The organism is Pseudomonas moorei (genome assembly GCF_008801475.1).
Lineage (GTDB): Bacteria > Pseudomonadota > Gammaproteobacteria > Pseudomonadales > Pseudomonadaceae > Aquipseudomonas > Aquipseudomonas moorei.
Map to the genome: position 1 here is coordinate 576,747 of NZ_VZPP01000001.1, position 16,831 is coordinate 593,577.

14 protein-coding genes and 1 pseudogene are annotated in these 16,831 nt (G+C 59.7%); 12 read left to right on the forward strand and 3 right to left on the reverse strand.

The features are described 5' to 3' along the window. Positions 1 to 9 precede the first annotated feature (9 nt). The gene (locus F7R06_RS02840; protein WP_075944564.1) at positions 10 to 1,914 is read right to left on the reverse strand and encodes a sigma 54-interacting transcriptional regulator; all 1,905 of its coding nucleotides are present in this window, start codon (positions 1,912 to 1,914) and stop codon (positions 10 to 12) included. A gap of 242 nt (positions 1,915 to 2,156) precedes the next feature. On the opposite strand from F7R06_RS02840, the gene F7R06_RS02845 reads away from it, so the two are divergent. The 7 genes from F7R06_RS02845 to F7R06_RS02875 all read left to right on the forward strand — a co-directional run bounded on the left by F7R06_RS02845 (position 2,157) and on the right by F7R06_RS02875 (position 8,050). Then, complete coding sequence (locus tag F7R06_RS02845) at positions 2,157 to 2,639, forward strand: MSMEG_0572/Sll0783 family nitrogen starvation response protein (RefSeq protein WP_075944565.1); 483 nt, start codon at positions 2,157 to 2,159, stop codon at positions 2,637 to 2,639. A gap of 93 nt (positions 2,640 to 2,732) precedes the next feature. Then, a complete protein-coding gene (locus F7R06_RS02850; RefSeq protein WP_075944566.1) occupies positions 2,733 to 3,710 on the forward strand; it encodes a Nit6803 family nitrilase in 978 nt (325 codons plus the stop codon). Then, entirely contained in the window at positions 3,697 to 4,779 is a 1,083-nt protein-coding gene (locus F7R06_RS02855) for an MSMEG_0568 family radical SAM protein (RefSeq protein ID WP_085702088.1), read from the forward strand. The genes F7R06_RS02850 and F7R06_RS02855 overlap by 14 nt, the downstream gene beginning before the upstream one ends. A 14-nt stretch (positions 4,780 to 4,793) precedes the next feature. Then, the gene (locus tag F7R06_RS02860) at positions 4,794 to 5,354 is read left to right on the forward strand and encodes an MSMEG_0567/Sll0786 family nitrogen starvation N-acetyltransferase (protein ID WP_085702087.1); all 561 of its coding nucleotides are present in this window, start codon (positions 4,794 to 4,796) and stop codon (positions 5,352 to 5,354) included. Continuing rightward, entirely contained in the window at positions 5,347 to 6,369 is a 1,023-nt protein-coding gene (locus F7R06_RS02865) for a sll0787 family AIR synthase-like protein (protein ID WP_085702086.1), read from the forward strand. The genes F7R06_RS02860 and F7R06_RS02865 overlap by 8 nt, the downstream gene beginning before the upstream one ends. A gap of 1 nt (position 6,370) precedes the next feature. Then, positions 6,371 to 6,706, forward strand: a complete 336-nt coding sequence (locus tag F7R06_RS02870) for an MSMEG_0570 family nitrogen starvation response protein (RefSeq protein ID WP_075944570.1) — start codon at positions 6,371 to 6,373, stop codon at positions 6,704 to 6,706. 42 nt (positions 6,707 to 6,748) lie between these two features. Further along, complete coding sequence (locus tag F7R06_RS02875) at positions 6,749 to 8,050, forward strand: MSMEG_0569 family flavin-dependent oxidoreductase (protein ID WP_085702085.1); 1,302 nt, start codon at positions 6,749 to 6,751, stop codon at positions 8,048 to 8,050. A gap of 271 nt (positions 8,051 to 8,321) precedes the next feature. On the opposite strand, the gene F7R06_RS02880 is transcribed toward F7R06_RS02875, so the two are convergent. Then, the gene (locus F7R06_RS02880) at positions 8,322 to 10,214 is read right to left on the reverse strand and encodes a sigma 54-interacting transcriptional regulator (RefSeq protein WP_085702084.1); all 1,893 of its coding nucleotides are present in this window, start codon (positions 10,212 to 10,214) and stop codon (positions 8,322 to 8,324) included. A gap of 215 nt (positions 10,215 to 10,429) precedes the next feature. On the opposite strand from F7R06_RS02880, the gene cynS reads away from it, so the two are divergent. The 4 genes and pseudogenes from cynS to F7R06_RS31340 all read left to right on the forward strand — a co-directional run. After that, positions 10,430 to 10,870, forward strand: a complete 441-nt coding sequence (gene cynS, locus F7R06_RS02885; RefSeq protein ID WP_085702083.1) for a cyanase — start codon at positions 10,430 to 10,432, stop codon at positions 10,868 to 10,870. 47 nt (positions 10,871 to 10,917) lie between these two features. After that, positions 10,918 to 11,730 carry a formate/nitrite transporter family protein gene (locus F7R06_RS02890; protein ID WP_085702082.1) on the forward strand — a complete coding sequence of 271 codons (813 nt, stop codon included), beginning with the start codon at positions 10,918 to 10,920 and terminating at the stop codon, positions 11,728 to 11,730. 468 nt (positions 11,731 to 12,198) lie between these two features. Beyond that, the gene (locus F7R06_RS02895; protein WP_090321783.1) at positions 12,199 to 14,247 is read left to right on the forward strand and encodes a 2Fe-2S iron-sulfur cluster-binding protein; all 2,049 of its coding nucleotides are present in this window, start codon (positions 12,199 to 12,201) and stop codon (positions 14,245 to 14,247) included. A gap of 116 nt (positions 14,248 to 14,363) precedes the next feature. Next, positions 14,364 to 14,702: pseudogene (locus tag F7R06_RS31340) on the forward strand (aldehyde dehydrogenase family protein); the annotation flags it as partial. Here F7R06_RS31340 and F7R06_RS02905 read toward each other — a convergent pair. Next, positions 14,659 to 15,633: a site-specific integrase gene (locus tag F7R06_RS02905; RefSeq protein WP_159437796.1), complete on the reverse strand. Its 975-nt coding sequence runs from the start codon at positions 15,631 to 15,633 to the stop codon at positions 14,659 to 14,661. The pseudogene F7R06_RS31340 and the gene F7R06_RS02905 overlap by 44 nt on opposite strands. Before the next feature lie 184 nt (positions 15,634 to 15,817). On the opposite strand from F7R06_RS02905, the gene F7R06_RS02910 reads away from it, so the two are divergent. Next, complete coding sequence (locus F7R06_RS02910) at positions 15,818 to 16,735, forward strand: DNA-binding protein (RefSeq protein WP_245706686.1); 918 nt, start codon at positions 15,818 to 15,820, stop codon at positions 16,733 to 16,735. Positions 16,736 to 16,831 lie beyond the last annotated feature (96 nt).

Here is a 16,831-nt window from a genome sequence, read left to right on the forward strand (position 1 = left end):
GCCCACGCTTTATTCGAGCTTGATCTCCAGCCGTTTGAACCGCGACGCCAATGTCGTCGGTTTCAGTCCCAGCAATTGCGCTGCGCCGCCTTTGCCGAACAACTTGCCATCCGCCGCCTTCAATGCGGCCTGCATGTTGCTGCGTTCAAGTTCGCGAATTTGCGCGTCAGTCATGATCGCAACTTCGGAGGAGGGTTGCTGTGGTGCAGGCAGGCTGGTTTTGGGCTCGTCCGGCAGGTCCAGGTTCAGGTCGGCGCCAATCGAGGTGATCAACGCGCGCTCGATGACGTTTTGCAGTTCGCGAATATTCCCCGGCCACGAATAGCGTTGCAGGCGTTCGATATCGCTATTGCGCAGGCGCCGGCCGGGCATGTTCAGGCGTTTGCCAGTCTGCTTGAGGAAGTGCGCGGCCAGGGCGCCGATGTCCATCAGGCGATCGCGCAACGCCGGGGACTGGATCGGGAACACGTTGAGGCGGAAATACAGGTCTTCACGAAAGTGCTTGGTCGCCACTTCCTGGCGCAGGTCGCGGTTGGTCGCGGCGACGATCCGCACATCGACCTTGCGCGTGCGCTCTTCGCCGACCCGTTCGAATTGCCCCTCCTGCAACACACGCAGCAGTTTGCTTTGCAGCTCAAGGGGGATTTCGCCGATTTCATCGAGAAAGAGCGTGCCGCCATCCGCCAGCTCGAAGCGGCCGACCCGATCGCGCACGGCGCCGGTAAAGGCGCCGCGGATGTGGCCGAAGAATTCGCTCTCGAACAGTTCTGCGGGGATCGCCGCACAGTTGACCCGGATCAGCGGGTGGCCGTTACGGCGGCTGGCCTGGTGAATCGCGCGGGCGATCAGTTCCTTGCCTGTGCCCGATTCACCGTTGATCAACACGCTGGCATCGGTGGGCGCGACCACGTCGATCTGCCGGATAATTTTCTTGATCGGTTCGCTCTGGCCGACGATCTCGCGGTAGTTGTGCTCGATGTGAATCTCTTCCTGCAGATAGGCGTTTTGCTCTTCCAGCCGATCCTTGAGCACCTTGAGTTCTTCGAGGGCGCTTTGCAGCTGGTTTTCCGTGCTGCGCCGCTCGGTGATGTCACGGAACACCACCACGGCTCCAACGATACGGCCATCGGAGATCACCGGGGTGCTGGTGAATTCCACCGGGAACGAACTGCCGTCGCGGCGCCAGAAAATCTCCTGACGACCTTCGTGGATCACACCGTCGTGCACCGCTTTGTAGATGGGGCACTGTTCCACCGGGTAATGGCTGCCATCGGCATGGGTATGGTGGTGAATGCGGTGGATGTTCTTGCCGATCATGTCCTGGGTTTCCCAGCCCAGCATGCGCGCGCAGGCTGGATTGACGAAAGTGGCCAGGCCTTCGCTGTCGATGCTGTAGATGCCGTCGCCCACGGAGCTGAGCAGCAACTGGTTATCGCGCTCGTTTTCCTGGAACAGGTTGAGGATATTGCGCCACTCGATCAGCCCGCCGCGCATGGTGCGTTCGGTGTCCGCCTGGTCGCGCTGGTACTTCTGCAGGCTGAGTTCGCGCATTACCAGAATCAGCTGCTGCTCGCCCTTGACCTGCAAGGTGGTGGCGGAGATTTCCAGCTCGATGCGTTCGCCGCTCTTGCAGTTGCAACTGAGCTCGTCGCTCCAGCCGCGTCCCTTGTCCATCACCGCCTGGGTGAAGACGATCAAGTCTGCCAGTTGATGACCGAAGAGTTTGCTCACCGGCAGTTCAAGAAGCTCCTGCCTGGGATAGCCGAGCAGTTTGCAGGCGGCGATGTTGAGGTCCACCAGCCGATCGGCGTAGGGATTGAGCAACGCGATGGCTTCGGCGCAATGCTCGAACACCATGTGCCGCGAGGAATAGGCCAGGTCGGCCCAACCGCTGAGGGAGTCTGCTTCGTTCATGGCTACGAAATCTCGTGTTCTGTGGCTACGAATATTCGTATTTCTACGGGAATGCGTGGTTCGGCGATAGCATCAGATGCCGGAACAAAAACCGGATCAGATTGGTATCTTCATACAAATCAGATGCTTAACCCACTGCAGAAAAACGTTTTATTTTCTGGCACGGCGTTCGCTCTATCTCCTGCAACCCGGCAGCCAACCCAGGCTGACGTTCAAGCACGAAGACACTGGAGAGCGACACTATGCCAACCGTGGACATCCCCCATTACAAAGACGGCGACTTCCTGGTCAATTACGAAGAGAAAGTCTTTGAGGACATCAAAGCCGAACCGGGCGAAAAAGTATTGATCACCTTCCACACCATCGCCTTCGAAGGCTCCATCGGCCTGGTCAACATGCTTCAGGCCAAGCGCCTGCTGCGCAAAGGCTTCGAAACCAAAATCCTGTTGTACGGGCCGGGCGTGCAACTGGGCGTGCAACGCGGCTTCCCGACCTTGGGCGCCGAGGCGTTTCCCGGGCACCTGGCGGTGAACAAGCAATTGATGCAGTTCATGGAGGAGGGCGGCGAGGTGTACGCCTGCCGCTTTGCCCTGCAAGCCCTGTACGGCCAGACCGAAAAAGCCCTGATCGAAGGCATCCGCCCGATCAACCCGCTGGACGTGATGGACCTGCGCCTGCTGATGCGCCGCGAGGGCGCAATGATCATTGATACCTGGACGGCCTGACAGCGCCGCTGAAATACCCCTGTGGCGAGCGAGCTCGCTCGCCACAACAGCGACATCGATCTTGTGAACACACAACACTTCAGGACCCCCATCATGCCCATCATTCGCGCAGCAGCCGTTCAACTGAGCCCCGTGCTTTACAGCCGCGAAGGCACCGTGGACAAGGTCTGCCAACAGATCATCGCTTTGGGCCAGCAAGGCGTGCAGTTCGCCGTGTTCCCGGAGACGGTGGTGCCGTACTACCCGTATTTTTCCTTTGTGCAGCCGGCCTTCACCATGGGTGCCCAGCACCTGAAACTGCTCGATCAATCGGTCACTGTACCGTCCGCCGCCACCCTGGCCATTGGCGAGGCGTGCAAGCAGGCGGGGATGGTGGTGTCCATCGGCGTCAATGAGCGCGATGGCGGCACGATCTACAACGCCCAGCTGCTGTTCGACGCCGACGGCACGCTGATCCAGCATCGCCGCAAGATCACCCCGACCTACCACGAGCGCATGGTCTGGGGGCAGGGCGACGGCTCCGGCCTGCGCGCCGTCGACAGCGCCATCGGGCGCATCGGTTCGCTGGCGTGCTGGGAGCATTACAACCCGCTGGCGCGCTACGCCTTGATGGCCGACGGCGAGCAGATCCACGCGGCGATGTTTCCCGGCTCCCTGGTGGGCGACATCTTCGCCGAACAGATCGAAGTCACCATTCGCCATCACGCCCTGGAGTCCGGCTGTTTCGTAGTCAACGCCACTGCTTGGCTGGATGCCGATCAGCAAGGCCAGATCATGCAGGACACCGGTTGTGGCCTGGGCCCGATCTCCGGTGGTTGCTTCACTGCCATCGTTTCACCTGAGGGCAAGTTGCTCGGCGAGCCGCTGCGTGCCAACGAAGGCGTGGTGATTGCCGACCTCGACCTGGCGCTGATCGACAAGCGCAAACGCATGATGGATTCGGTCGGGCACTACAGTCGTCCGGAACTGCTCAGCCTGCTGATCGACCGCACGCCCACGGCCTATGTGCATGAGCGTGCTGCCCATTTGGCAACGGCTGCTACCGAGGAGCTCGATCATGCAAACAAATGAACTGCTGGCCGAGTTGCAGTGCCACGGCGTGCGCTGGCCAGCGGCGCAAAACGGCCTGTCCCGCCAGGGCGGCGCCGGGCCGTCGGACCACAAGGCGCTGACGTTCGGCAGCCGGACCATGATGGTGCCGATCCTCAACCAGGCCTCGCAGACCTCGCCTTACCAGGCGCAACCCAGTGCTGATGGCAGCCAGGCGTTGATCTTCCGTGAAGGCTTGCAGGTCGGTCAGGTACAGATGCCCGGAGTGCCGAACTTCTACGGCTTGAGCACCGCCGACGGCATTCCCTACTGGAAAATCGCCACGCTGCACAGCCGCGACGTGTTGGCGACCACGGTATTGCAGCACTGCATTCGCTTCAACGATCGCGGCAGCTCCTGCCAGTTCTGCGCTATCGGCCAGTCGCTGGCAGCGGGCAAGACCATCGCTCGCAAGCGTCCGCAGCAATTGGCGCAAGTGGCGAAGGCCGCGGTGGAGCTCGATGGCGTCAAGCACATGGTGATGACCACCGGCACGCCGCAAACCCCGGACCGCGGTGCGTCGATCCTGTGTGAATCCGCCGCAGCCGTGACAGCGGCAGTCGACCTGCCGATCCAGGCGCAGTGCGAGCCGCCGGACGATGATCGCTGGTTCCAGCGCCTGGCCGACAGTGGCGTGGTATCCCTAGGCATGCACCTGGAAGCGGTCACCGACGAAGTGCGCCAGCGGATCATGCCGGGCAAGGCCGAAGTACCGCTGAGTCGTTACTTCGAAGCCTTCAGCGCAGCGGTCGACGTGTTCGGTCGCGGCCAGGTCAGCACCTACATCCTCGCCGGCCTGGGTGACAGCGAAGCGGCCATCAGCGAGATGAGCGAGCGTTTGTGCGCCCTTGGCGTGTACCCGTTCGTGGTGCCGTTCGTGCCCATCGACGGCACACCGTTGGCCCATCACCCCAAACCCGACAGCGCCATGATGGCTCGCCTGTATCCGCAGATCGGCGCGAGCCTGCGCCGTCATGGTCTGCACTCCGATCAGATCAACGCCGGCTGCGCCAAATGTGGCGCGTGCTCGGCCCTGAAAAACTACGAATAAGCCGGAGAACTCCCATGGCCCATTCCGTCTTTGCTTTGGTCGACAGCACGTTCGAGCCGTTTCGCGCCGGTGAGTTGCTGGTCAAGCCCGCCCGTGAACACTGGGAGAAACAGGCGTATTTCGCCCTGCGCCGCTCGGTGTTTTCCGATGAGCAACAACTGTTGGTGCAGGACAAGGACAGCCATGACTTCCAGGCAATTGCCATCGTCGCCCTGGCCGGCAATTGCGGGATCGCCGATCAGGTGGTGGGCGCGGTGCGCATCTACCAGCCGGATCCGGGTCTGTGGTTTGGCGGACGCTTGTGCGTGGCGCCGGCGTATCGGCGGCACAGCATGATCGGCAAGGCGTTGGTCAACGAAGCGGTGTCACGGGCCAAGGACCTGGGCTGCGAGGTGTTCCGCGCCACGGTTCAGGCGCAGAACGAAGGCTATTTCCATGGTTTGCGCTGGCACAGCCTGGAACAACTGGAGTTGCTCGGCCAGCCTCATTGCCTGATGCAGGCGGATCTGGCGAGCTACCCGTTGATGCCGCGTCAGGTGTCGTTGCGGGCGCTGAAGGTGGCGCGCCATGAATGATCTCGCGATTTTGATCGACACCCTGCGCAGCACCCCCGCGATGCTGTCGAAACAGGCGATCCAGCAGCCGGCGGCGGTCATGGGCAGCACTAAACAAGCCCTGACCCGTGAACAGCTGTACGCCTTGCCCGGCGACGACACCGCGGCCATTGCCTGTGGCAATCACTTTCAACTGCTTGCCATCGAAGGCATGTTGCCGGCCTTCGTCGAGGCGACGCCGTGGTTTGCGGGATGGTCGGCGGTCATGGCCAACGTCAGCGACATCACCGCCATGGGCGGCCGCGCGACGGCGGTGGTCAACGCCTATTGGCATCACGACAACACGGCTGCGCAGCAGATTCTGGCGGGTATCCGTGCGGCATGTGAGGCCTACGGCCTGTTGCTCGCCGGGGGCCATACCAGCCTCACCCGCGATAACCCGACGGCGCTGGCCGTGGCGATTACCGGCACTGCGCAGCACCTGTTGTCGACCCTCCATGTCGCTCCGGGGCAGGTAATCTCCATGGCCGTGGACCTTGAAGGTGCCTGGCACGCTGACAGTACCTATTGGAAGGCATTCGAAGGCGTGCCCGCCGAACGCCTGCGCAGCAAGCTCGACGTGCTGCCGCGCCTGGCCGATGCCCGATTGCTACACGCCGCTAAGGACATCAGCAACGCCGGGGTTCTGGGCAGCCTGTTGATGCTGCTGGAAACCACCGGTTGCGGCGCGAGCGTCGATCTGGCGGCGCTGCCGTGCCCGCCGGATGCCGACCTTGTGCGCTGGCTGCAGGTGTTCCCCAGCTACGGCTTTCTGATGACCCTCGATGAAGGTGACTGGGACCAGGTCCAGACCGCTTTCGCCTTCGAAGGGCTGCGCTGTGAGCGCATTGGCGCGGTCGATGCCAGCGGCGTCATGACCGTCCGCCACGGCGAACAACGCGGCCTGTTCTGGAATCTGCGCGAGCAGGCCTTCACCGGTTTCAGCTATCCCCATCTGGACCTGACCCCTTTAAACCTCAAGCAACAGGAGCACTGACATGCCCGCCGTCAACTTCAAGATCCGCTGGCCCAATGGCCGCGAAGCCACCGGTTACTCGCCTTCAACGGTGATTTTCCAATACCTAGAAGAGGGCGCCAGTTACCCGCTGCCGGACTTTTTGCAGCGCATCGAAAGCGCGCTGAACAACGCCTCGGAACGGGTCAAGGAGGTCAAGGGGTTCTATTGCAGTTCGGCCATGGACACCTTGAGTTCGCTGAAGGGTCAGGCCAGTTATCTGGTTGAACCGGCCGACGTCGAGGGGCGGGTGAACGTGATCAGCATGCGCACCGAGGGCGCGGGGCAAGTGATCGGTGCGGGCTGGAGCTCGTTCTGATTTTTCTGAATTTTTATCGTCACCGATGACCGGAGCAACGTTATGACCAGCCACCTCACTTCCATCAAAACTCAACACCACAGCGTGATCGTCGTCGGCGGCGGGCAGGCCGGATTGTCTGCCAGCTACTACCTGCAACAGGAAGGGGTCGATCATCTGGTGCTGGAAAAGCACAGCGTCACCCACACATGGCGCAACCAGCGCTGGGATGCCTTCAGCCTGGTCACGCCGAACTGGCAGTGCGCCTTACCGGGTTACACCTACGTCGATGATTTCAAGGGCGCCGATCCTCACGGGTTCATGAAAAAAGACGAGATCAACGCGTACCTGGCGGGCTTCGTTAAAGCGGTGAATGCGCCGGTGCGCGAGGGCGTGACAGTACAGCGCGTGGTGCCGCGCGCCATCGGTGGTTTCGAGGTGCATACCTCCCAGGGCGAGTTTTCGGCCGATCAGGTGATTGTTGCTTCGGGTGGTTATCACACGCCAATCATTCCGCGCCTGGCCGAGCGTCTGCCTGCGGGCGTTCATCAGTTGCATTCGGAGCAGTACCGCAATCCCGCGGCCTTGCCTGCCGGGAATGTGCTGGTGGTCGGATCTGGACAATCGGGGGCGCAAATCGCCGAAGACCTTCACTTGGCCGGGCGCAAGGTCTTTCTGGCGGTCGGTGATGCACCGCGTTGCGCACGCTTCTACCGGGGCAAGGACGTGGTCGATTGGCTGGCGGAAATGGGCTACTACGAAATCGGGGTTGACACCCATCCGTTGCGCGAAGGCGTTCGCGATAACACCAACCACTACGTCACCGGGCGTGACGGCGGGCGCGACATCGACCTGCGCAAGTTTGCCGTGGAAGGCATGGAATTGCTCGGTCGACTAGAAGGCTTGCAGGGCACGCGGATGCAGTTCGCGCTTAACCTAGCGGAGAGCCTCGACAGCGCCGATGCGGTGTACAACCGCATCAACGGCTCGATCGACAACTACATCGAACAGCACGGCATCGAGGCGCCGGCCGGTGAGCGCTATGTTCCCAACTGGACGCCTGAGCAAGAACGCAGTGAAGTGGACCTTGTGGCGGCTGGCATCACCAGCATCATCTGGTGCATCGGCTTCAGCCCGGACTTCACCTGGGTCGAGGCACCGGTCTTCAATGGCCGTGGCCATCCGGGCCATCAGCGCGGCGTGACCGCGCAGCCGGGGTTGTACTTCCTTGGGTTGCCTTGGTTGTACACCTGGGGCTCGGGGCGGTTTTCCGGGGTGGCCAAGGATGCGCGTTACCTCGTGGACCAGATCAGCTCTGACCGGGCCGAGAGCTTGATTCAGGGAAAACGGGCAGCGGCGAGGTGATTGAGCAAAGGTTTTGAGCCATGCCTCAGACCCAATGGGAGCAAGCAGGCGCTGACGATGATTGAGCAAGTTGGTTGATTGCCAGTTCGCACCGACCTCCGGTAACTCGGTCATTCTGGCAGCCTGCGTCATCGTTGGCGTCCATCACGAGCTGGCTCGCTCCCATGATCCAGGTTATACCTGATCCTGTACCCGTCACATCACCCCTGTGGGAGCGAGCCTGCTCGCGATGGTCTCATAGACGCTGCGGATAACCAGACGAAGCCCGTTATCACTCGCGGCGACCGGGTTTGTAATTCCGCGGATCAATGTTCCATTTGCGCAGGCGTGAGGCCAGGGTGGTCGGTTTGAGCCCCAGCAGTTGCGCAGCTCCGCCTTCGCCGGAGACTTTGCCTCCAGTGCGTTTGAGCATCGCCACGGTGTTCAGGCGAAGTTGCTGTTGCACAATCTCATCGCGCAGCGGTTCGCTGTCGTCCAGCGGTTCTACGGGTGTCTCAATCTGCTCGCGAGCGGCGGCCGGCAATAGCTCATCGAAGCGTAAGCGGCCATCCTGCGAGACGATGATCTGTCGCTCGATCACGTTTTCCAGCTCTCGAATATTGCCCGGCCACGGATAACGCTTGAGCACCTCGACCTGGGTCAACGGCAGACGCACTCCCGGTTTGTTGAAGGCTTGGCAGGCGCGCTCAAGAAAGTGGCCAGCCAACAGCGGTATGTCGCCCAGGCGTTCGCGCAAGGGCACCGAACGCACCGGAAACACGTTCAAGCGGAAGTACAAATCTTCACGAAATCCGCCAGCGGCGACCATCTCCCGCAGGTCGCGGTTGGTGGCGGCAATCACCCTCACATCCACCGCTCGGGTCAGGTTATCGCCCACCCGTTCGAACTGCTGGTCCTGCAGCACCCTTAGCAGTTTGCTTTGCAGCTCCAAGGGGATTTCGCCCACCTCATCGAGAAACAGCGTGCCGCCATCGGCCAGTTCAAAGCGTCCGACCCGATCATTGGTGGCCCCTGTGAAGGCGCCTTTGACGTGACCGAAAAACTCGCTTTCGAACAAGTCCCGAGGAATCGCCGCGCAGTTGACGCGAATTAACGGGCGGTCGCTGCGCCGGCTGCTTGCGTGGATCGCCCGAGCAATCAATTCCTTTCCGGTCCCGGATTCGCCAGTGACCAGCACGTTGGCGTCGGTTGGCGCCACCAGTTCGATCTGGCGGATCAGGTGCAGCACCGCAGGGCTGTCGCCAACGATCTCGTGGTGATTGCGCTCCGCCTTGATCTCTTCCTGCAGGTATTGGTTTTCCAGCTCCAGACGTTGCTTGAGTTGCTCCACTTCATTCAAGGCTTCGCGCAACCGCAGTTCGGCCCGCTGCCGCTCACGAATGTCGCGGAACAACACCACCGCCCCCACCAGACGGCCCATCTCGAAAATCGGTGTGCTGGTGTACTCCACGGGTATGGCTTCGCCGTTCTTGTGCCAGAACACCTCGTTGTCGACACGGCGCACCTGGCCGTCGCTGAACGAGGTGTGAATGGAGCACTGCTGTACTTCAAACAGACTGCCATCACTGTGGCTGTGGTGAAACAACTGGTGGGCATCATGGCCGACCATGTCCCCTGCGCTCCACCCGAGAATCCGTTCGGCGGCCGGGTTGATGAAGGTGGTTTGCCCAGCGGCGTCCAGCCCGTAGATGCCTTCACCTACGGCGCCGAGGATCAGGCGGTTCTGTCGCTCGATGCGTTCGAACACTTGAGTGATGCGCTCCCAGCCAACGTGGCCCAAGCGATGTTGGCGGCGGGCTTCGGAACGGTTGCGGCGGGTTTCCAGCTGATCGCGGTCTTGGATCATCAGCAGGATGCGCTGGCCATCCTCCAGTGCCCGGGCGTTGACTTCGACGGCGTGGTGTTTGCGGGTCAGGTCGAGCAGGCTGAGATCGTCGGACCAGGCTTCGCCCTGAGTTAGCACCTCGTCGGTGAAGCTGACCCACAGTGCGATGGCGCTGCCGAAGAAATGGCTGAAGCGGGTGAGGGAAGTAGCATTCTCTTCGCAGCCAAGCAGAGCGAGGCCGGCGGCATTGACCTGGACCAGAGCGTCCGATGCCGGGTCCACCACCAGCATGGCGAGCGGAGCGTAAGCAGCGGATATTTTGTCGATGGCGGTGGACATGGTCCGGGAGACCCTAACTGATACGGTACGTCGAATATACGAAAAATCGTAAATTAATTAACCAAGTTTCGTTATTTACGATAATTCGTTAGTTTCTTTTGAAACTATTCTGAGAATAAACCTCTAAAAATCAACGTGATAAGAATAATTTAGCAATTGGCACGACTCTCGCTATCTCTCCAGTATCGCTAAAACCCACAAGAGAGATCTTCAACATGAACAAAGTCGAAATGCATCACACCATCATGGCCGCCAAGGCTCGCAAGGAAATGACCTGGGACCACTTGAGCGAACTGGTCAGAAAGGCGCCGGTGTGGCTGGCCTCGGTGTGCTACGGCATGAACAGCGCCTCGCCGGATGTCGCCGCGCGTATTTGTGAGGTGCTGGAGTTGGGTGAAGACGTGGCCATAGCCATGACCGAGTTCCCGGTCAAGAGTTGGGAAAAGACCGTGCCCCAGGACCCGCTGATCTATCGCCTGTACGAGGTGGTGGGTGTCTACGGCCCGACGCTCAAGGACGTGATCCAGGAAAAATTTGGCGACGGCATCATGAGCGCCATCGACTTCTCCATGCATGTCGAAAAAATTGAAGACCCCAAGGGCGATCGCGTCCTGCTGACCCTCAATGGCAAGTTCCTGCCTTACCGGTCCTGGTGATCGAGCAGCCGTTCCGCTTTTGAAAAATCAGCTACGAGGAAAGCCCAATGTCCTATCTACTTCCATTCGAATTCGTCACCAAGATGCTCGATGCCGGCGAATCGAAAATTCACATGTCGACCCGCGACACCCTGATTCGCAGTTTCATGGCGGGGGCGATTCTGGCTCTGGCCGCAGTGTTTGCGGTCACCATCGCGGTGCAGAGCGGTTCCGCGCTGCTCGGTGCGGTGCTGTTCCCCGTGGGCTTCTCGATGCTGTACCTGATGGGTTTCGACCTGCTGACTGGGGTATTCATGCTCACGCCACTGGCGCTGCTGGACAAGCGTCCGGGCGTCACCGTGCGCGGTGTGTTGCGCAACTGGGGGCTGGTGTTTGTCGGTAACTTTGCCGGTGCGCTGACCGTGGCGTTCATGATGGCGTTCGTCTTTACCTACGGCTTCAATACCGGTCCGGGCGCGGTCGGGGAAAAGATCGCCAGCATCGGCGAGGCCCGCACCCTGGGTTATGCACACTATGGCGTGGGCGGCTGGATCACGATTTTCCTGCGCGGCATGCTGTGCAACTGGATGGTCTCCATGGGTGTGGTCGGCGCGATGATCTCGACCTCGGTGAGCGGTAAGGTGATCGCCATGTGGATGCCGATCATGCTGTTCTTCTTTATGGGGTTCGAGCACTCGGTGGTCAACATGTTCCTGTTTCCGTCGGCGATGATCATGGGTGGCGGGTTCTCGGTGATGGACTACCTGGTCTGGAATGAGATCCCGACCGTGCTGGGCAACCTGGTTGGTGGCCTGGCGTTCACCGGGTTGACGCTGTACAGCACCCACATCAAAACGGCGGCCAAGCGCGCTCTGGCGTGATATGAAAAGTCACGCCAAGGCGACAAACGCTCACCGCTGATTATTTTTACAAGGCGTGAGCGTATGGTTAGGCGGCAGTTGTGATTCATGAGCTTGAGTCGACAGGAACGCACCAGTGCGGGGTTCTCGAACTTTGCGAGCTAGGCGTCATCGTGGAAAACCTTGGAGGTGTCGTGAATCCAGACGAAGTCGATGCTGTCCACGTCCATGCACGTAAAGCGATCCTCGAACGACTTTTAGCTAACGCCTTCGGAGTAGTCATACGGGGTGCCTTCGCCAACTCGCTCTACAGGGATTCACAAACTCGCTATTGACGCCCCAGCATTTCATTTTCTGAAATGCTGGATTGCATTTTGTGCCCATTCCGCCACAGGCACTTCAGCGTCAACATGCGCCTGACTCAGTTCACCTCCACGTTTGAGGTGACGAAGCAGACAGACCGTTACGGCGGGCGCAAGGGGAAAGCGAATGGACGACACCTCAAAACCTCGATCTTCACCTTGGCATGAAGGTGAATTGACTTTACAGCGCGCCGTCGGTGCAGTGGACATGATGGTGGGTGTCGGTCAGCGGCAGATGTCGCGGACGTGGATGCCGGACCAGCATCGCGAGTTTTATTCGCAACTACCTTTTGTGGTGTTGGGCGCCGTGGATCGGCAAGGCGATGTGTGGGCCACCCTTCGCACCGGGCAACCGGGCTTCATGATCTCTCCCACACCGGAAGTTTTACAGATCAAGCTCGAACCACAGCCTAACGATCCTGCTCATGAAGGCATGCAGCCGGGCGATGCGATAGGTATGTTAGGCATTGAGTTGCACACTCGCCGCCGCAATCGTATGAATGGCAATGTACTGCGGGCGCTGGACGATCGTATCGAGATCGTCGTGACTCAAGCCTATGGTAACTGCCCACGCTACATTAATCTGCGTCAGTACGAGTTCGTCGAAGAGACGGCAGACATCGCTCAAGAGCTGACCGTGACCGATCCACTGATACGCCGCATGGTCACATCGGCGGATTCGTTTTATGTAGCGACCTACGTCGTGCGTGATGGTCAGAACCAAGTCGATGCCTCTCATCGCGGCGGCAAGGCTGGTTTTGTACGAATGGAAGAAGACGGCTCGCTCACTATCCCGGACTTTTCCGGCAACCTTTTTTTCAACACCCTGGGCAACATCTTGCTCAACCCCCGTGCCGGGCTGACGTTTATCAATTTCGAGAACGGTGACCTGCTACAAATGACCGGCACCGCTGAAGTACTGCTAGACGACCCGGAAATCGCCGCGTTCCAAGGCGCCGAGCGGCTCTGGCGTTTCACGCCGCAGCGCATCGTTCACCGTCAGGCTGCGCTGGCATTGCGCTGGGCCGACCAGGCCGAAGGCGAATCACTCAACTCGACAATGACAGGAAGTTGGGAGCAGGCTGCGGAGCGATTGGAGGCCGAAGCCCTTCGTACTCACTGGCGTCCGCTGCGGGTGGCGCGCATCGTCGATGAAAGCCGCAGTATTCGTTCGTTCTATTTTGAGTCGTGCGATGGCGTTGGTTTGCCCAGATTCGAGCCGGGCCAACACATGCCTGTGCGGCTGTTGCTGGATGGGCAACCGCCGACGATTCGTACCTACACCGTGTCCAGTGCACCCTCGGATCAATTTTTGCGCATCAGCGTCAAGCGTGATGGCGTGGTGTCTTCACATCTGCACGATCGGATTCAGGTCGGTGACTTGATCGAAGCGCGGGCACCCCAGGGGCATTTCACGGTTCAACCCTCGGAGCGGCGTCCTCTTGTGCTTCTGGGGGCGGGCGTTGGCATTACGCCGATGTTGTCGATGCTGCGGGAAGTAGTCTACGAAGGAAAACGCATTAACCGCATGCGCCCGACCTGGGTGTTACAAAGCAGTCGCTCGGTGGACGACCTGGCCTTTCGCGAGGAATTCGAAGAGTTAGTGGCGAGGGCAGGGGACAAGGTCAAAGTCCTGCGGGTGGTCAGCCAGCCGCCGACCGAGGGCGGTGGCGAGAGTTATGACCTGGCCGGCAGGATCGATGTCGAACTGCTCAAGACCCTGCTGCCGCTCAACGACTACGACTTTTACCTGTGCGGGCCGGGGAGTTTCACCCAGGCGTTGTATGACGGCCTGCGCAAAATGCGCATCCCAGATGACCGCATTCATGCCGAGACATTCGGACCGTCCACGCTAGTGCGTGACGCCGAAGTCAGCGTTCCCGCCGCACTGCAGGTGCCTATCGCCAGTGAGCCTGTGAAGGTGCTGTTCGCCACTTCCGGCAAGGAAGCGCGCTGGGAGCCAGGCACCGGGACTCTACTGGAACTGGCGGAAGCCCGCGGCCTTAACCCTGAGTTCAGCTGCCGTGGCGGCTCCTGCGGCACCTGTACTACCAAGATGACCAGTGGGCAGGTCCACTACCTCAACACCCCGGAACAAGGCTTGGCGGCGGATGAAGTACTGATCTGCTGCGCCGTGCCGGCCGCAGGCAGTGAGACCCTAGTACTGGACATCTGATTCTCACAGCAGACCGAGTTCTCCTGTAGGAGCGAGTTTGCGAGCGATGGGTGTCTACGATAACGCAGGGCAACTGCCTCTATAGTGCTGGATGAGGCAGAACTCTCGACGACGCAGTTCCCCTGACACTGTATGCGGCCTTTAGGAACAACCGTCGGGCCTGGGTTGCTGGCACAAGACTATGGTTGCGTCGCGCGCGCTTTAAGGATGCGCTTAAAAGGATAAAGACTTCAGTCAGAGCGGTACTAGTCGACAACCATCACGATTCGGCAACCTCCATCGGCCCACTAGTCAGCCGCGCCCAAGTTGACCGCGCACAACATTTCATTCGATGGCGCGCAACCACGCGAACCGAGTCCATCCGCTCCATCAACGGTGAAACAAATTTACTCGCGACACTTCATCCGGCCCTTAGGGATTTTCAGCCACTGTCAACGCTTGCACTTGGGAAATAGCTGATGAAGTGAGTGGCCGACTTGTCGCCAACTCCCCAAAGGAATCTGCCGTGTCGATGTAGCGCATGGCTGACTTCATGTCCTTCCAGCCGACGTACGTCATCATCGCTTTGATATCCCAGCCATTGGCCGCTGCCCAGGTGGCGAAGCCGCGACGTAATGAGTGACTGGTGTAAAGATCGCCAGACACCCCCGCGCGATTAAAAATTCGCCGCAGCAGTGGAATCAGGCTGTTAGCGTTAAAGCCGTCTTCAGCTAGATGCCCCCAACGATCGAGCTTTCTGAAGACTGGGCCATGTGCAATGCCGGCGATGGTGATCCAGTTCACATAGGCTTGCACCGGACAAAGCTTCTTCAAGGCAGGTGTACGGAACGTCGTGACGCGGTGCTGGCGATCGCCCTTGCTGTGCGGTAGGTAGAAGGTAATGCCCACCCCTGCCTGCGCTTGGGTGTTCTCAATCTGCAAGCGCGACAACTCATCCCCGCGAAAACCACGCCAGAACCCGATCAGCACCAAGGCCATGTCACGCCGGCTGCGCAGCAGGGTGGTCAGATCCTGGCGGGCAGCTGCTTTCTCCGCGTCCTGCTCCAGCCACTGAACAGCTTGTTCCAGGTGCTGCAGGAGCAGGGGAGTCGCTTGTTTCTCCTGAGCGGGATGCAACGCGCGGATGCCCTTGATCATCTGCCGCACGGTAGGTGTTTTGGTGGGGTCGGGGAATCCCTGCGTGATGTGCCATTGGGCGAGGGCGGCCAGGCGCTGCTTCAGCGTGCTGATGGTGTGCTTGTCCGCGTACTCGGCGAGGTAGCGCACGATGCCATCGCCCGTCGTGGGGAGGAAGCCACCCCAAGTCACTTCGAAATGTTCCACCGCTGCACGATAGCTGCGCCGGGTATTTTCCCGGGTGCCGGCCTGCAGGTAGCGATCCGCCATGTTCATATCGTTCCTACGCCAAACGTACCTTTTCCCACGCTGGAAAAAACGAAAACCAGCTCTATGATGCGATAACGCTCGATTATTTTATCAAAGAATCACCCTTATATTGTTCTTTTTATAGCAGTAAAGTGCTATGTATATACGTGGTATGTAAAACAGTACGAAATCGTAGGAGAGAAGAATGGCGCGCGGCGGAATTAACAGGGCGATTGTCCAAAAAGCGCGGGAATCGCTGCTGGCTCGGGGCGAGAATCCGAGTATCGACGCCGTGCGCATCGAGCTGGGCAATACCGGATCAAAGACGACTATTCACCGCTATTTGAAGGAATTAGAAGATTTTGACCCTCGACCGCGGGCCTCTAGAGAGCGATTGAGCGATGAATTGACCGAGCTTGTGGCTGGCCTTTTAGAGCGAATGACGGAGGAGGGAGGCGAAGCTCTCGCGCACGCACAGGCGCGTTTCGACGAGCAGCGCAGCGAGCTGGAGCAAAAGCTCGACGGCTTGAATGCCGAACTCGCCTCTTTGCAGCGTGAAGTCGATAGTCAGAAAGGGGCGTTAGGGCTTCAAGCGGATGAGTTACAGACTTGTCAGGCAAGCCTGCAAGCCGAACTCACCCGCAATGCCCGCCTGAGCCAAAATTGCAGTGACTTGGAAATTCGCGTGCAGGACAAAGATGAGCAGATCCGCTCGCTGGAAGAAAAGCACCTGCATTCACGCGATGCGTTGGAACATTACCGCAACGCGGTCAAGGAGCAGCGGGATCAAGAGCAGCAACGACACGAAGGGCAGGTGCAGCAGGTTCAGGTTGAGCTACGCCAGCTTCAGCAGACGTTGATGCTCAAGCAGGATGAACTGACTCGACTCAACAGGGATAACGAGCGCCTATTAAGTGAGGCGCGACAGCAGGCTAAGGTGGCAGCGACGCATGAAGACGCGGCGCTTCGTTTGAGCGGTGAGATTGCCGCCATGAAGACAGCAGTTGCCAAGGCAGATGGGGCGAAAGAAGCGCTTCAGGAGCAGCTAGGCTTGTCGCGTACTGAATCCAAGCGGCTAGAGGAAGGTTTGACTGTTGCCGCTGACCGAAAACTGACCCAGTAAAGGCTGTTCTGCCGACTGAAAACTGACCCAGGTGTTCAATTGCTTCTGCTCACTTTTCGAGCAGGAGAACACAGGGTGATCAGCATGGAAATGTTG

What these genes read in the sequence shown, in the direction of transcription:
- F7R06_RS02840 (WP_075944564.1), bottom strand. Translation starts at nt 1,914, where the DNA reads ATGAACGAAGCAGACTCCCTCAGCGGTTGGGCCGACCTGGCCTATTCC.
- F7R06_RS02845 (WP_075944565.1), top strand. Translation starts at nt 2,157, where the DNA reads ATGCCAACCGTGGACATCCCCCATTACAAAGACGGCGACTTCCTGGTC.
- F7R06_RS02850 (WP_075944566.1), top strand. Translation starts at nt 2,733, where the DNA reads ATGCCCATCATTCGCGCAGCAGCCGTTCAACTGAGCCCCGTGCTTTAC.
- F7R06_RS02855 (WP_085702088.1), top strand. Translation starts at nt 3,697, where the DNA reads ATGCAAACAAATGAACTGCTGGCCGAGTTGCAGTGCCACGGCGTGCGC.
- F7R06_RS02860 (WP_085702087.1), top strand. Translation starts at nt 4,794, where the DNA reads ATGGCCCATTCCGTCTTTGCTTTGGTCGACAGCACGTTCGAGCCGTTT.
- F7R06_RS02865 (WP_085702086.1), top strand. Translation starts at nt 5,347, where the DNA reads ATGAATGATCTCGCGATTTTGATCGACACCCTGCGCAGCACCCCCGCG.
- F7R06_RS02870 (WP_075944570.1), top strand. Translation starts at nt 6,371, where the DNA reads ATGCCCGCCGTCAACTTCAAGATCCGCTGGCCCAATGGCCGCGAAGCC.
- F7R06_RS02875 (WP_085702085.1), top strand. Translation starts at nt 6,749, where the DNA reads ATGACCAGCCACCTCACTTCCATCAAAACTCAACACCACAGCGTGATC.
- F7R06_RS02880 (WP_085702084.1), bottom strand. Translation starts at nt 10,214, where the DNA reads ATGTCCACCGCCATCGACAAAATATCCGCTGCTTACGCTCCGCTCGCC.
- cynS (WP_085702083.1), top strand. Translation starts at nt 10,430, where the DNA reads ATGAACAAAGTCGAAATGCATCACACCATCATGGCCGCCAAGGCTCGC.
- F7R06_RS02890 (WP_085702082.1), top strand. Translation starts at nt 10,918, where the DNA reads ATGTCCTATCTACTTCCATTCGAATTCGTCACCAAGATGCTCGATGCC.
- F7R06_RS02895 (WP_090321783.1), top strand. Translation starts at nt 12,199, where the DNA reads ATGGACGACACCTCAAAACCTCGATCTTCACCTTGGCATGAAGGTGAA.
- F7R06_RS02905 (WP_159437796.1), bottom strand. Translation starts at nt 15,633, where the DNA reads ATGGCGGATCGCTACCTGCAGGCCGGCACCCGGGAAAATACCCGGCGC.
- F7R06_RS02910 (WP_245706686.1), top strand. Translation starts at nt 15,818, where the DNA reads ATGGCGCGCGGCGGAATTAACAGGGCGATTGTCCAAAAAGCGCGGGAA.